The sequence below is a fragment of the Azonexus sp. IMCC34842 genome (assembly GCF_050368855.1).
Lineage (GTDB): Bacteria > Pseudomonadota > Gammaproteobacteria > Burkholderiales > Rhodocyclaceae > Azonexus > Azonexus denitrificans_A.
Genome location: NZ_CP178449.1, coordinates 2,921,864 through 2,936,881, shown reverse-complemented (window position 1 = coordinate 2,936,881; position 15,018 = coordinate 2,921,864). Strand labels below are relative to the sequence as shown.

Here is a 15,018-nt window from a genome sequence, read left to right as displayed (position 1 = left end):
AATTTACCCATGACCACGACCAGCCCGGAAATCGGTCGCAACATCGTCGCCGCCGGCCTTGCCACCAACGTCCACGATCAGGGCACGGGGCAGCCGGTGATGCTGATCCACGGCTCCGGGCCAGGCGTCACGGCATGGGCCAACTGGCGTTTGGTGTTGCCGGACCTGGCTGTCTCCCGTCGGGTGATCGCGCCCGATATGCTGGGTTTTGGCTACACCGAACGGCCGGTCGGCGTTAGCTACTCGCTCGATGCCTGGGTGAATCACGCCGTTGGTGTGCTCGATGCGCTGGATATCGAGCAGACCGATCTGGTCGGCAACTCCTTCGGCGGCGCCATCGCGCTGGCCCTGGCCATCCGCCATCCGCAGCGGGTGCGCCGGCTGGTGCTGATGGGCAGCGTCGGCGTGCCGTTCGCCATCACGCCGGGACTGGATGCGGTCTGGGGTTACCAGCCGTCGCTGGCCGCCATGCGCGGCCTGCTCGACATCTTCGCCCACGACCGCAGCCTGGTCACCGACGAGCTGGCCGAACTGCGTTACCAGGCCAGCATCCGGCCGGGTTTCCAGGAAGCCTTCGCGGCGATGTTCCCGGCCCCGCGCCAGCGCTGGGTCGATGCGCTGGCCAGCAGCGAAGCAGATATCCGGGCCATCGCGCACGATACGTTGATCGTCCACGGTCGCGACGACCAAGTCATTCCGCTCGCCAACTCGCTGACCCTGCACCACTGGATCAGCCGTTCGCAACTGCATGTTTTCGGCCAGTGCGGCCACTGGGCGCAGATCGAGCACAACCGCCGTTTCAATCAACTGGTCAGCAATTTCCTGGCCGAATAGAGAGCACACACGATGGAACAATCACAAATCAATGAACTGGGCGACGAGCTCTACGCAGCCCTCGCCAACTGCCGGACGATCAGCCCGTTGACCTCGCGCGGTTTCGAGATCACCGTCGAGGACGCCTACCACATCCAGCAGCGCATGCTGTCGCGTCGCCTGGAAAAGGGCGAGAAAGTGGTCGGCAAGAAGATCGGCGTGACCAGCAAGGCGGTGATGAACATGCTCGGCGTGCATCGTCCGGACTTCGGCTACCTGCTCGACGGCATGGTGTACAACGAGGGCGAGTCGATCCCGATGGACACGCTGATCCAACCCAAGGCCGAAGGCGAAATCGCCTTCCTGCTGAAGAAGGATCTGCTCGGGCCGGGCGTCACGGCGGCCGACGTGCTGGCGGCGACCGAGGGCGTGATGGCCTGCTTCGAGATCGTCGATTCGCGCATCCAGGACTGGAAGATCAAGATCCAGGATACCGTTGCCGACAATGCCTCCTGCGGCGTCTTCGTGCTCGGCGACAAGCTGGTGCCGATCGACCAGGTCGATCTGGCGCTGTGCGGCATGGTGCTCGAGAAGAACGGCGAGATCGTCGTCACCGGCGCCGGCGCCGCGACCATGGGCCATCCAGTCAACGCCATGGTCTGGCTGGCCAATACGCTGGGCAGCCTGGGCATTGCGCTGAAGGCCGGCGATATCGTGCTGTCCGGCGCGATGGGTGCCATGGTGCCGGTGGTCAAGGGCGACAGCCTGCGCGTGACGATCGGCGGCATCGGCGGCTGCTCGGTGAAGTTCGTCTAAGGCGCCGACCATGGATCTGCAAATATCCGGCAAGCGCGCCCTGGTCAGCGGTTCGACCAAGGGCATCGGTTTCGCCATCGCCTACGAACTGGCCCGCGAAGGGGCACGCGTCGTCATCAACGGCCGGCAGCCGCAAGCTGTCGCCGAAGCCGTCGAACGCCTGCGCGGACTGGTCGCCGGTGCCGAAGTCGCAGGCGTTGCGGCCGACCTGTCCAACCCGGCTGGCATCGCTACCTTGACCGCCGCCGTGCCGCAGGTCGACATCCTGGTGAACAACCTCGGCATCTTCGCTCCGGCGCCGTTCGCCGATATTCCTGACAGCGAATGGCAGCGCTTTTTCGACACCAACGTGATGAGCGGCGTGCGCCTGGCGCGCCACTATCTGCCGGGCATGACGGCGGCCGACTGGGGGCGCATCGTCTTCATCTCCAGCGAATCCGCCATCAACACGCCGGGCGAGATGGTGCATTACGGCATGACCAAGTCGGCCCAGCTCGCGGTGTCGCGCGGCCTGGCGCAGAGCTGCGCCGGCACCGGCGTCACGGTCAATGCCGTGCTGCCCGGCCCGACGCGCTCGGAAGGCGTCGGCGAATTCTTCGCCAAGCTGGCCGCCGAGCAGGGCATCCCCCTCGAAGAAATGGAGCGTCGCTTCTTCGCCGAAGGCCGCCCGACTTCCATCCTCAAACGCATGATCGATCCGGCCGAAGTCGCCGCACTCGTCGCCTACGTCTGCAGCGCCCGCGCTGCCGCGACCACCGGCGCCGCGCTGCGGGTCGAAGGCGGGATCGTTTCCACCATTTGTTGAACACTTTCCAACAAGGACTCCAACATGAGCAAGAAAATCAAATGCGCGCTGATCGGCCCGGGCAACATCGGGACCGATCTGCTCTACAAACTGAAGCGCAGCCCCTTCCTCGAACCGGCCTGGATGGTCGGCATCGACCCGGAATCCGAAGGCCTGAAACGGGCCACCGAGCTCGGCCTGAAAGTCACCGCCGACGGCGTCGACGGCCTGCTGCCGCACGTCCTGGCCGACAACATCCAGATCGCCTTCGATGCGACTTCGGCCTACGTCCATGCCGAGAACAGCCGCAAGCTCAATGAGCTCGGCGTGCTGATGATCGACCTGACGCCGGCCGCCATCGGCCCCTACTGCGTGCCGCCGGTCAATCTGGTCGAGCATGTCGGCAAACGGGAAATGAACGTCAATATGGTCACTTGCGGCGGCCAGGCCACCATCCCGATGGTCGCTGCGGTGTCCCGCGTCCAGAAGGTGGCCTACGGCGAAATCGTCGCCACCGTCTCCTCGAAGAGCGCCGGTCCCGGCACCCGCAAGAACATCGACGAATTCACCCGGACCACTGCCGGGGCCGTCGAGAAAGTCGGCGGCGCCGCCAAGGGCAAGGCGATCATCATCATCAATCCGGCCGAACCGCCGCTGATCATGCGCGACACCGTGCATTGCCTGACCGAAACCGCCCCGGACCAGGCCGCCATCACCGAATCGATCCACGCGATGATCAAGGAAGTCCAGAAATACGTGCCGGGTTACCGCCTGGTCAACGGCCCGGTCTTCGACGGCAACCGCGTTTCGGTCTACCTCGAAGTGCAGGGCCTCGGCGACTTCCTGCCGACCTATGCCGGCAATCTCGACATCATGACCGCCGCCGGCGCGCGGACGGCCGAGATGTTCGCCGAAGAAATGATCAAGGGCACGCTCAAGCTCGAGCCGACCAAAAACACAAAAGCGGCAGCCTAAGGAGAATATGAAATGAGTTTGCGCGGCAAGAAAATCACCGTCCACGACATGACCCTGCGGGACGGCATGCACCCCAAGCGGCACCTGATGAGTCTCGACCAGATGATCGCCATCGCCACCGGCCTCGACGAAGCCGGCGTCCCGTTGATCGAAGTCACCCACGGCGACGGCCTCGGCGGTTCCTCAGTCAATTACGGCTTCCCGGCCCATACCGACGAGGAATACCTCGGCGCCGTCATTCCCCGGATGAAGCAGGCCAAGGTCTCGGCCCTGCTGCTGCCCGGCATCGGCACCGTCGACCATCTGAAGATGGCGCGCGACCTCGGCGTCAACACCATCCGCGTCGCCACCCATTGCACCGAAGCCGACGTCTCCGAACAGCACATCACGATGGCCCGCAAGCTGGAGATGGATACCGTCGGCTTCCTGATGATGGCCCACATGAACAGCGCCGAAGGCTTGGTCAAGCAGGCCAAGCTGATGGAGTCCTACGGCGCCAACTGCATCTACGTCACCGACTCGGCCGGCCACCTGCTGCCGGACGGCGTCAAGGAACGCCTCGCCGCCGTGCGCGCAGCCCTGAAGCCGGAAACCGAACTCGGTTTCCACGGCCACCACAACCTGGCGATGGGCATCGCCAACTCGATCGCCGCCGTTGAAGTCGGCGCCAACCGCATCGACGCGGCCGCCGCCGGCCTCGGCGCCGGGGCCGGCAACACGCCGATGGAAGTGCTGATCGCCGTGTGCAGCCTGATGGGTATCGAAACCGGTGTCGATGTCGCCAAGATCACCGATGTTGCCGAAGACCTGGTCGTGCCGATCATGGACTTCCCGATCCGTATCGACCGCGACGCGCTGACCCTCGGTTACGCCGGCGTCTACGGCTCCTTCCTGCTGTTCGCCAAGCGCGCCTCGGTGAAGTACGGCGTACCGGCCCGCGAAATTCTCGTCGAGCTGGGCCGCCGCGGCATGGTCGGCGGCCAGGAAGACATGATCGAAGACACCGCCATCACCATGGCGCGCGAAAGAGGACTGATCGCATGAAACTGACACAACAAGTTATCGAGCAACTGGCCGAGCATCTGGAAAACGCCGAGTTGCAGGCGCATGACGTGGTGAAGATCACCGAAGCCCATCCGGAAATGGACTGGGACGACGCCTACGCCATCCAGAACGAGATCCTGCGGCGCAAGCTGGCGCGCGGCAACAAGGTTGTCGGCCTGAAGTGCGGCCTGACCTCGCATGCCAAGATGAAGCAGATGGGCGTCGAGACGCCGTGCTTCGGCTTCCTGGTCGACACCTTCAGCGTCGCCGACGGCGGCGAGATCAAGATGGCCGAACTGGTCCATCCCAAGATCGAGCCGGAAATCGTCTTCGTGCTGAAAAAGGCCCTGAAGGGGCCTGGTTGCCACATCGGCAACGTGCTGGCAGCGACCGATTTCGTGATGCCCGGCCTCGAAATCATCGATTCGCGCTACCGCGATTTCAAGTTCGACCTGAAGAGCGTCATCGCCGACAACTGCTCGTCGTCGCGTTTCGTGCTCGGCGGCCAGGCGGTGCCGGTCGGCGAAGTCGACCTGCGCACGCTGGGGGTTGTCATGGAGAAGAACGGCGAAGCCGTGGCGATCGGTGCCGGGGCGGCCGTCCTCGGCCATCCGGCGGCGGCCATCGCGATGCTGGCCAACCATCTCGGGGCTCGCGGCGAAGAGATTCCGGCCGGCACGATGATTCTTTCCGGCGGCGTCACCGAAGCCGTCGCGGTGCAGGCCGGCGATCACGTCAATCTGCGGATCCAGGCGCTGGGCAGCGTCGGCGTGCGGTTCATTTAAATAGCGAAGGGAGACAGCATGCCATTTGCCCAGATCTACCTGATCGAAGGCCGCACCGACGAGCAGAAGAAGGCGGTCATCGAGAAAGTCAGCGCCGCCCTGAGCGAAGCCGTCGGCGCGCCGCTGGAAAACGTTCGCGTCTGGATCCACGACGTACCCAAGGCGCAATGGGGGATTGGCGGCAAGACCGCCAAGGACCTCGGGCGCTAGCGTCGCGTAAAGCCCGGCCGGGCTGAGCGGCCATCCCGAAAAGCAGGAAAAACCGCCCGTCAGGGCGGCGGGGCATCTTTTTGCCTGAAAAACCGTTGTTCATACCCGCAAGGTATTGATTGGTATGGGAATTGGTATTGGACGGGGTTTCTCTCGGGAAGGCATAGTTCGCTTCAACAAAAACAAGTAAATCAGTTTTCCTAATCGTAATTCGAACGGGAAAACAAAAAGTACCGCCACAGGTACGAGACACCGGAGGAAGGGTATGAGCATGACCAGGAAAATTGCGTTGTTGCCGGTCTGGGGGGCACTTGCGGGTGGGTTCCTGGCCGCTTGTTCGCCAGTGCCGGACATGTCCAGCATTGCCGCCGAACGCCAGTGCGCAGTGCATCGCTACGACATCGCCCAGGCGGTGGCCAGCAACGGCAAGGTCGTCGTGGTCGGCACCCAGGATGGCGCCGCGCTGGTTTCCGTCGATCAGGGCAAGAGCTGGCAGCGCCGGGCGCTCGGCAATACGTCGCTGGTCGATATCGCGACCTGCGGCGACCAGGGCTTCGTTGCCGTCGATCATTACCACAAGGTGTGGTCGGCCGATGCCGACGGCGGCAACTGGCAATCGGTGCCACTCGAATTGCCACGCACGCCGCTGACCGTCAGCTGCGACAAGCAGGGCGGCTGGTGGGTCGCCGGCACCAACGCGGTGATCGCCGGTAGCAAGGACCGGGGCAAGACCTGGCAGAGCACCGATCTCGGCGAAGACACGCAGATCACCAGCCTGCAGTTTCTCGACGACCAGAACGCCATCGCCCTCGGCGAGTTCGGCCTGACGGTGTTTTCCGAGGATGGCGGGGCAAGCTGGAAGAAGGGCGCCAAGATTCCCGGCGATTTCTATCCCTACGCCGCCTTGTTCGCCAGCCGCAACGAAGGCTGGGTCAGCGGCATCGCCGGCCAGATCATGCATACGACGGATGGCGGCCGGAGCTGGCAGAAGCAGGTCAACGCGGCGCATGCCTCGCTCTACCGGCTGTTCCTGCATGACGGCGTGCCGGTCGGTGTCGGCTCGGGCGGCGTCATCGCCCGCCTCGACGGCGACACCTGGCGCGTCCTGCCCTATACCGATCCGCTGCCGGTCTTCCTCGGTGGCGGCGCTTCGCTGCCCGGCCAGTCGGCCGTCGTCATCGGCGGCCCCGGCGGTTTGCTGCGCGCCGTCAGCACCGTCGCCAAACAATAAGAGCCCGGAGAAAACCACGCCATGGTTAGCCAATTCCGCCACACCATTACCCACGCCCTGCATCGCGGCGAGGAATGGATTTTCCGCAACCCGAAGATCGTTCTCTCGCTGGTGTTTTTGATCACCTGCCTGTTCGGCGCGGCCCTGCCCAGCCTGCGGGTATTTACCGAATTTTCCGATCTGCTGCCGCAGAACCATCCCTACATCAAGGTTTACAACCGCCTGAAGGAAAACTTCGGCGGCGCCAACATGATCGTCATGGCGGTCGAGGTCGACAAGGGCACCATCTTCAACGACGAAACCCTGAAGCTGATCCACGAAGCCACACTGGGCATCGACAACCTGCCCGGCGTCAATCACAACCTGGTGACCAGCCTGACCCACCGCACGGCGCGCAAGGTCTTCCTCGACGACCAGGGCGGTTTCGCGTCCGAGTCCTACTACGATCCGCTGCGGCCGACCCGGACGGTGGCCGAACTCGAGCAACTGAAAAACGACGTGATCGCCAACCCGACCATTTTCGGCCTGCTCGTCTCGCCGGACATGAAGGCGGCGCTGATCAAGGCGCAGCTCAACGAAGGCGACATCGACTACCCGGCGACCTTCGCCGCGCTGCAGAAAGTACGCGAAAGCCTGCAGAAGCCGGGTCACCAGATCTACGTCACGGGTAATCCGGTGCTGACCGGCTGGGTCTATACCTACCTCAACCAGATCGTCGAGATCCTGGCGTGGACGCTGTTGTTGCTGTCGGCGCTGCTCATCCTCTATTTCCGCCGCTTCTACGGCATCGCGCTGCCGTTGCTCGGCATTGCGCTGTCGTCGATCTGGGGCCTGGGCTTCATGGCCTTCATGGGGATCAATCTCGAACCGCTGTCGCTGCCCATTCCCTTCCTGATCGCCGCCCGCGCCACCTCGCATGGCGTGCAGCTGGTGGTGCGCTACTACGAGGAACTGGCGATCGTCCATGACGGCCCGAAGGCCGCCCGCAATGCGCTCGACGCGCTGTTCCGGCCGGGTTCGCTGGCGATCATCGTCGATGCGCTGGGGATTGCCGTGCTGATGCTGGGCGCCGCGCCGTTCAACCACAAGCTCGGTCTGGCCGCCGGCTTCTGGGGTTTCTCGGTGATCTTCACGGTGCACTTCATGGTGCCGCTGGCCCTGACCATCCTGCCGGCACCGAAGAAGCACGCCAACGGCAACGAAGGCATCCGCAACTTCCTCGGCAGGGCCATGGCGCTGACCGGCGGCACCGATGGCGGCGCCCGTTCGATCCTGATCTTGACGCTGATCGGGGCGATTGGCGGCATGTATTTCGTCAGCAAGGTGCAACTCGGCGAATCCGAGCCGGGCTCGCCGCTGCTCCACCTGAACCACGACTACAACGTGTCGACCAAGGCGATCAACACGCGCTTTCCCGGCTCCGAGGAACTGCACGTCGTGGCCCGCACTGAAGAACCCGGCGGCATCAAGCGGCCGGACGTGATGGCCGCCATCGAACGCTTCCAGGCGCACATGCTGAACGACCCGACGCTGGGCGGCACCAAGGCCATGCCGGGGGTGGTCCGGGTGGTCAACAAGCTGACCCACAACGACGATCCGCGCTGGATGCAGCTGCCCGACACGGCCGGCGAAATTGGCGGCCTGATGTTCGCCTACATGGCCTCCAGCCCGATTCCCGGCGCCTTGAAGGAATTCGTCAATGCCGACGAGAGCGAAGCCAACATGGTCTTCTACTACAAGGACCACCAGGCCGGGACCATCAACCGCATCGTCGCGCTGGCCGAGGAGGGGATCAAGCAGATCGAGGCGGAAGTGCCCGGCCTGCACATCGAACTCGGCGGCGGCATCATCGGCGTCACGGCGGCCGGCAACCAGGCGCTGCATGCCGACCACATGGTGATCATCCCGGCCGTCATGGGCCTCGCTTTCCTGATCGTGATGATCTACTACAGCTCCTTCCACGCCGGCTGGCTGATGGTGCTGCCGATGCTCTTCTCGACGCTGATGACCTATGCCTACATGGGGGCGCTCGACATCGGGATCAGCGTCAATACGGTGCCGGTGATCGCCGTTGGGGTCGGGGTCGGCATCGACTACGCGGTCTATTTCATGGACCGCATCCGCGAGGAATACGCCCACCTGCAGGACATCAAGAAAGCGGTGATCAACGCCGTCGCCACCACCGGTTACGCCGTCAGCTTCACCGCCGTGACGCTGATCGCCGGCGTCGTGATGTGGATCTTCATGTCCGACCTGCGCTTCCAGTCGGACGCCGCGATCCTTCTCTCCTTCATGCTCATCGTCAATGCGATCGCCGCCGTGCTGATCGTGCCGTCGTGGTGCGTCGTCTTCAAACCGAAGTTTGTGACGGCCGTCCATTACGACGAGGACGGGGTGCTGGAAAACGATTAACAAAACACTCCGGAAACCGGGGGGGAACAGCAAAGCCATCCTTCTTGAACACACCAACGCGTTGGGGGAAACATGAGCGAGACAAAGCAATACCCAAAAATGCGGCTGAGCGTGCTGGGCATCGTCCTATGCACCAGCTTTGCCGGCCCGGTCAGGGCTGACGACTTGCCTTCGATGGGCGAGGATTCGTCACCCTGGCAGATCGACACGACTTACGAAAACCATACGGTGCGCCGGCAAAACGTCGGCCTGGCCAAATTCCGCAACACCTTGCAGGTGGAAGCGGACAAGCGGGCCGGCGACGGCTGGACGGTGCATAGCATCCTGCGCGGCAGCTGGGATGGCGTGTATCGCATGAACAGCAACGAGTACGGCAAGAATGCCGGCGGTCCCATCCAGCTGGAAAGCACCGGCGGGGGCGGCAGCGTTCCCTATGGCGGTGGCCTCGGCCATACCGCCGTCGCCGGCGCCTTCGGTCTGGTCAACAACAAGTTTGTGGACAGCTATCCGAACAGCCCGAACGAGGGTTTTCGCGTGCTCGGCGATCGCTGGCACCAGACCAACGGCGGCGTCGCCTTCGCCGTGCCGGTCCGGCCCTGCGATACCGATAGCCGCGGTTGCCGCGATTTCGGCGGTTACGGCAATCAGAAACTCAGCGAGCTGGAAGCGCCGGAATTCAACGACCGGCTCGACTTCATCCGCGAGCTTTATGCCAAGAAGACCTTCAGCCTGGGGGATGGCAAGGACCTTTTCCTCAAGGTCGGCAAGCAGCAGGTGGTCTGGGGCCGTACCGACCTGTTCCGGGTGCTCGATGTGCTGAACCCGGTCGATTATTCGCGCAACAACATTTACGACGAGCTATCCGATATCCGCATTCCGATGTGGATGGTCCAGGCCGAATACCGGATGGGGGCCAGCGAAAGCATGCAGGATCGCAACTTCCAGCTGGTCTGGAACTTCGACAAGTTCCGCGCCAACAACCTCGGGCAGTGCGGCACGCCGAACAGCATCCTCGATGCCGGCTGTTTCTTCCGCGGCATGGCCAATCTCTGGGATAACGGCGGCACGGTCGCCAACTTCGCCGGCAACGGCACGCTGGCCACCAATTTCGGCGCCCACCAGATCGGTATCCGCGATGTCCATCTGCCGGACTGGTCGCTCGCCAATACCCAGCTTGGTGCCAAGTTCGAAGGCGTGACGGCGGACGGGCTGTCGTTCTCCCTGAATGCCCTGACCTATCGTTCCCAGCTGCCATCGCTGCACTCGATCAACGGGGCGGCCGGCGCGGTCAATCCCTTTACCGGAGGCAACGGCAACATTCCCGGCGTCGCGCCGGTCAGTGGCCTCATTGCCTTCGACATGTATTTCCCGCGGGTCAATCTGATCGGCGGTTCGATGGACTTCCAGCTGCCGGCGGTCGGTGCCTCGGTTCGCATGGAGGGGGCCTATACCAAGGGCGAGGAATTCGCCAATACCGCGCGCAGCGAGTTGTATTCGAAGAACGACGTGTTCCGGGCGGTGATCGGTGTCGACCGTCCGACCTTCATTCCGCTGATCAGCGAAACCTCGGCGACCCTGATCTCCGGTCAGTTGTTCTACCAGCACATCTTCGACCACGAGTACTACAAGGCGCCTTTGGGCCCGGTCGGCATGCCGGACTGGAAGGACAACTTCATCGGCACGGTGCTGATCAAGGCCTTCCTGCGCAATGGCACGGTCAGTCCGCAACTGATCATCGCCCATGACTTCCGGGCCGTGGCCACGGCCGTGGCGCCGCAACTGGAGTGGAACTACACCAACGATCTGAAGCTGACCATCGGCGCCAATTACAAAGTGGCCGAGGGGCGCGACCGCTGGAGTTTCGACGATTGCCGTTCCTGCAACCCCTTTGCTCCCTTTACCAGCTACGACGGTAGTCAGGCGGTCGGCCAGTCCTGGGGCCTGGGTGGCATGGAGCCTCTCGCCCGCTTCCGGGCCGGCCCGATTGGCGCGGCGTTCAAGGAAAACGATCTGTTCGTCAAGCTGAACTACAAGTTCTGATTCAAAAAGAGGAGACTGAAAATGAAAAAACGTTTGATTGCATTGCTGCCGCTGCTCGCCGCCGGCATGGCCGGGGTGGCGCAGGCCGCCACCGAAGCGGATGTCGACAACTCGTTCAACCCGTACAAGGCCGGCATGCCGAGCTTTCCCGGCCTGACGGCGGGAACGGTGATCAACAAGGCCAACGTCGATCAGTTCAAGGACGCGCTGGGCGCCGGCGTCTACAAACTGATCAAGGATGGCCTGTTTGAACTCAAGGTCGGCGCGACGACCCAATTCACCATCAACAAAGCTTACGTCGACGCGACCAGGGCCAATCTGAACAAGGCCAAGCTCGGCGCCAAGACCGGCGAACTGACCGGCTACGTGGCCGGCCGTCCCTTCCCGGAAGAGCCGGACGTCAAGGACCCGCACGCCGGCGACAAGCTGGCCTGGAACTACAAGTACGGGGTGAACTGGGGCGACGGGGCGATCATTTCCCCGTTCTACTGGAAGTACCGCAACATGCAGAGCGGCCAGGTGGAAAAGACCATCAAGTGGGACTTTCACTTCCTGAACTTCATGCACCGGACCAAGGATGCGCCGGTACCGGAAATCACCCCGAATCCGTCGGGCATCTTCCGCGCCATCTATACCAAGGCGCACGAGCCGGCCGACCTGAAGAATACCCAGTTGCTGATCCAGCGCTTCGAGGACGACAACAAGCTCGACGATGCCTATCTCTATCTCGGCTTCCAGCGCCGCGTCCGCCGCCTGGCACAAGGCCAGGCGACCGACTCCTTCCTCGGTTCCGATCTGATGATCGAAGACTTCGAAGGCTACAACGGCCGCGTTTCCGACATGAAGTGGACCTACAAGGGCACCCGGAACGTGCTGCTGCCGATGTGGAACCATGATGAACTGAAGCTGGCGAGCGACATGCCGGCCGAAGCCGACGGCTACAAATATGTCGCCTTTGGCGGTCAGGGCGGTTGCTTCCACGAAGGAACCTGGCAGTTGCGCAAGGTTTACGTGCTCGAGGCGGCCCCGGTCAATGCCAACCATCCGGTCAGTAAGCGGGTCTTCTACATGGACGTGCAACTCGGCAACCTGAACGGCGCCAACGAAATCTACGATCGCAAGGGCGAGCTGTGGAAGGTCTTCATGGTCGGCAAGTCGCACGCCGACCGCCATCTGCCGGTCAACAAGGGGGCCGGTATCGGTATCGACGACGCCTTCTCGATGGTCGACCTGCAATCGAAACACTGCACCACCGGCCAGTTCAAGGGACAGGTCGATCCCAAGAAGAACCCGCCCGGACTCTTCCAGGTGCAAAACCTGCGCGGCGGCGACTGAGTCCCGACCATCTCCCACCCACCTCGGGTGACTGCGGTTGAGGGACCCCGTATGTCTCGGTCTCTCTCCTTCGGGGGGCGCAAGCCCCCCTTTTTTTGTTCACCAAAGACGGCTCGATCGATCCGCGAGGCGGCTCAGCACGTCACCGGCACCACCACCGGGTGGCGATCTGTCCGGCGCGCCGACGATTCATCAAGACTTCCCGTTGCGCCAAAGAAACCCGGCCAGCGCGGGCGAGAGCACGATTGCCGCCAGGAGATTGACGACAAACATGAAGGCGAGCAGCAATCCCATGTCCGCCTGGAACTTCAGGTCGGAGAAGACCCAGGTGCCAACGCCAACAGCCATGGTCAAGGCCGTGAATACCGAGGCGGTTCCCCGTTGTTTCAGGGCATCGAGAAGCGCTGCCTGCAAACTTTTTCCCTCGTCGTCCACCGCATGCTTGATCCGCTCGAAAAGGTAAATGCCGTAATCGACGCCGACCCCGACGCCCAGCGCGACCACCGGCAGCGTATTTACCTTCAATCCGATATCCAGCCAGGCCATGATGGCATTGCAGAAGACGGTGACGATCGCCAGCGGCAGGACGATGCACACCGTGATTCGAATTGAGCGGAAGGTCAGGAGGCACAACAGGCTGACCGAACCAAACAAGGCCAGATTGACCCACAAGTCGGCATCCGCCACCACTTCGTTGGTCGCCGCCATGATCCCTGCGCTACCGGTTGCCAGACGGAAACGGATACTGTCGTCGGTGAAGTTCTCCCGGTAACGCTTGATCTCATCCACCACATGCGTCAGCGTGGTGGCCTGATGATCCTTCAGGTAAAGCAGGACCTGGGCGGTGTGGCAACCGAACAGGGCAAGATCCTTGTCCTTGGCGTTGGCATCGGTCATGTACTGGCCAAGCTGGGCACGGGTTTCCGGAATGCCATCCCATTTAATGTTTTCTTCGTTGTTGATCACATTCAGGGTTCGCACCGCGCCGCCCAGCCCGCGCACCGACTCGACCCCGGCCACCTGGCGCATGGCGAACTCGAAACGGTCAAGATGATCGACCATCGAGTATTCCAGACACGGCTCGCGCATGTTCCGTGGTTCAACGATGACCCCCAACACATCGACACCGAGGGAGAAGTTCGCGGTAATGAACTCGGCATCCTGGTTATAGCGCGCCTCGGGGCGCAGTTCGGGAATACCCTTGCCCAAATCGCCGACCTTCAGGTCGCGGGCGACCAGGGCGGCGCCCAGCAGCAAGCCGAGGCCGCAGAGAATGGCCACCGTCGCCCATTTGCGCTCGACGACGCAGCTCATCGCCCGCCACAGGCGGTCTGCCCCGGCCTCGTGGCCGGCATGGCTTGTTCCCCAGCTGCGACCGGCCTTCATGTACGACAACAGGATGGGCAGCAGCATCTTGTTGGTGGCGATCATGATCGACACGCCGATGGTGGCGGTGAAGACCAGATCCTGGACAATCTTGACCGGGACAAAGGCAATGGCCATGAAGCCCAGCGCATTGGCCAGCAAAGCAACGCTGCCCGGAATGAACAACTTGATGAAGCAATTGGTCGAGGCGGTCTGGCCATCGGCGCCCGTCATGACTTCCTGCTTCCAGGCGCTCGTCATCTGTACCGCGTGCGACACCCCGATGGCGAAAATCAGGAAGGGCAGCAGAATCGACAGCGGGTCGAGGGTCAATCCGACCAGCGGCATGATGCCGAGTAGCCAGACCACGGGAATCATCGCGGCGACCAGCGCCCAGGCGGTCAACATGGCGGAGCTGGAGTACCAGTAGAGCAACAGGGCCGTGACCAGGAAGGTCAGGGCGAAAAAGATGACGATACTGCCGGTGCCATTGACGATATCGCTGGTCGCCTTGGAAAAACCGATGATATGGATGGCGACATCGTCGCCCTCCAGTTTGGCCCGGAGCTCTTCGAGCTTATTTCCGAAGTGATGGATGTTAAGGCTTTCCCCGGTTTCCGGGTCGGTTTCCATGAGCTCGGCCGAAATCATCGCCGACTTGAAATCGTTGGAGACGATCCGTCCAACCCAGTTGGACTTCGTTGTGTTTTCCTTGACCTTCTCGACCGCCAGGGGAGCCCCGTCATAATCCGGCGCGATCAGCGGCCCGCCTTCGAAGCCGTTTTCGACGACCTGATAATGAACGACCTTGGGCGAGAAGATGGAAGTGACCGAAGCCCGTTCTACACCGGGCAGATAAAACACCCCCTCATGTACGGACCGTAGCTTGGCCAGGAATTCCTTGGAAAAGATGTCTCCGTGCTTGTTGCTGACGGCGATCAATACCCGGTTTCCGCCGCCCAGCTCCTTCTGGTACTGCGTGAAGGTCTGGGTGTATTCATGGCCGAGCGGAATCATCTTGTTGAACTCGGCCTTCAATCCCAGGCGGCTAGCCGAGATGCCGAGCACCAGCGTGGTCAGGATGCCGATGAGCAAGAGGGGAAAGCGCTTGCTGAAGATCCAGAAAGCCACTGTGCCGATCAGGCCGGCCTGAAAATTCGTCCGGCGAAATGCCACCGTATCGATGCTTGGTTTTAGTTTGTCCATTC

Annotated in this window: 12 protein-coding genes; 11 read left to right on the top strand and 1 reads right to left on the bottom strand. The window is 62.5% G+C overall.

Annotated elements, in window-relative coordinates:
• The first annotated feature begins 9 nt into the window (after window positions 1–9).
• The 11 genes from ACLIKD_RS13865 to ACLIKD_RS13815 all read left to right on the top strand — a co-directional run bounded on the left by ACLIKD_RS13865 (window position 10) and on the right by ACLIKD_RS13815 (window position 12,445).
• Complete coding sequence (locus ACLIKD_RS13865) at window positions 10–834, top strand: alpha/beta fold hydrolase (protein WP_428825534.1); 825 nt, start codon at window positions 10–12, stop codon at window positions 832–834.
• A gap of 12 nt (window positions 835–846) precedes the next feature.
• Entirely contained in the window at window positions 847–1,629 is a 783-nt protein-coding gene (dmpE, locus tag ACLIKD_RS13860) for a 2-oxopent-4-enoate hydratase (RefSeq protein ID WP_226471426.1), read from the top strand.
• A 10-nt stretch (window positions 1,630–1,639) separates the two neighbouring features.
• Window positions 1,640–2,434 carry an SDR family NAD(P)-dependent oxidoreductase gene (locus tag ACLIKD_RS13855; RefSeq protein ID WP_428825533.1) on the top strand — a complete coding sequence of 265 codons (795 nt, stop codon included), beginning with the start codon at window positions 1,640–1,642 and terminating at the stop codon, window positions 2,432–2,434.
• A gap of 24 nt (window positions 2,435–2,458) precedes the next feature.
• A complete protein-coding gene (locus ACLIKD_RS13850; protein ID WP_428825532.1) occupies window positions 2,459–3,388 on the top strand; it encodes an acetaldehyde dehydrogenase (acetylating) in 930 nt (309 codons plus the stop codon).
• Window positions 3,389–3,400: 12 nt separating this feature from the next.
• Window positions 3,401–4,432: a 4-hydroxy-2-oxovalerate aldolase gene (dmpG, locus tag ACLIKD_RS13845; protein WP_428825531.1), complete on the top strand. Its 1,032-nt coding sequence runs from the start codon at window positions 3,401–3,403 to the stop codon at window positions 4,430–4,432.
• A complete protein-coding gene (gene dmpH, locus ACLIKD_RS13840) occupies window positions 4,429–5,217 on the top strand; it encodes a 2-oxo-3-hexenedioate decarboxylase (protein WP_428825530.1) in 789 nt (262 codons plus the stop codon). The genes dmpG and dmpH overlap by 4 nt, the downstream gene beginning before the upstream one ends.
• 18 nt (window positions 5,218–5,235) lie before the next feature.
• Entirely contained in the window at window positions 5,236–5,427 is a 192-nt protein-coding gene (locus ACLIKD_RS13835; RefSeq protein ID WP_428825529.1) for a 2-hydroxymuconate tautomerase, read from the top strand.
• 271 nt (window positions 5,428–5,698) lie between these two features.
• Complete coding sequence (locus ACLIKD_RS13830) at window positions 5,699–6,658, top strand: WD40/YVTN/BNR-like repeat-containing protein (RefSeq protein WP_428825528.1); 960 nt, start codon at window positions 5,699–5,701, stop codon at window positions 6,656–6,658.
• Window positions 6,659–6,679: 21 nt separating this feature from the next.
• Entirely contained in the window at window positions 6,680–9,070 is a 2,391-nt protein-coding gene (locus ACLIKD_RS13825) for an efflux RND transporter permease subunit (protein ID WP_428825527.1), read from the top strand.
• A 72-nt stretch (window positions 9,071–9,142) separates the two neighbouring features.
• On the top strand, window positions 9,143–11,110 hold the full coding sequence (locus ACLIKD_RS13820; protein WP_226471418.1) for a DUF1302 domain-containing protein: 1,968 nt from the start codon (window positions 9,143–9,145) through the stop codon (window positions 11,108–11,110).
• A 21-nt stretch (window positions 11,111–11,131) separates the two neighbouring features.
• Entirely contained in the window at window positions 11,132–12,445 is a 1,314-nt protein-coding gene (locus tag ACLIKD_RS13815) for a DUF1329 domain-containing protein (protein WP_428825526.1), read from the top strand.
• A 192-nt stretch (window positions 12,446–12,637) separates the two neighbouring features.
• Here ACLIKD_RS13815 and ACLIKD_RS13810 read toward each other — a convergent pair whose 3' ends face one another.
• A complete protein-coding gene (locus tag ACLIKD_RS13810; RefSeq protein WP_428825525.1) occupies window positions 12,638–15,016 on the bottom strand; it encodes an efflux RND transporter permease subunit in 2,379 nt (792 codons plus the stop codon).
• Window positions 15,017–15,018: the final 2 nt, after the last annotated feature.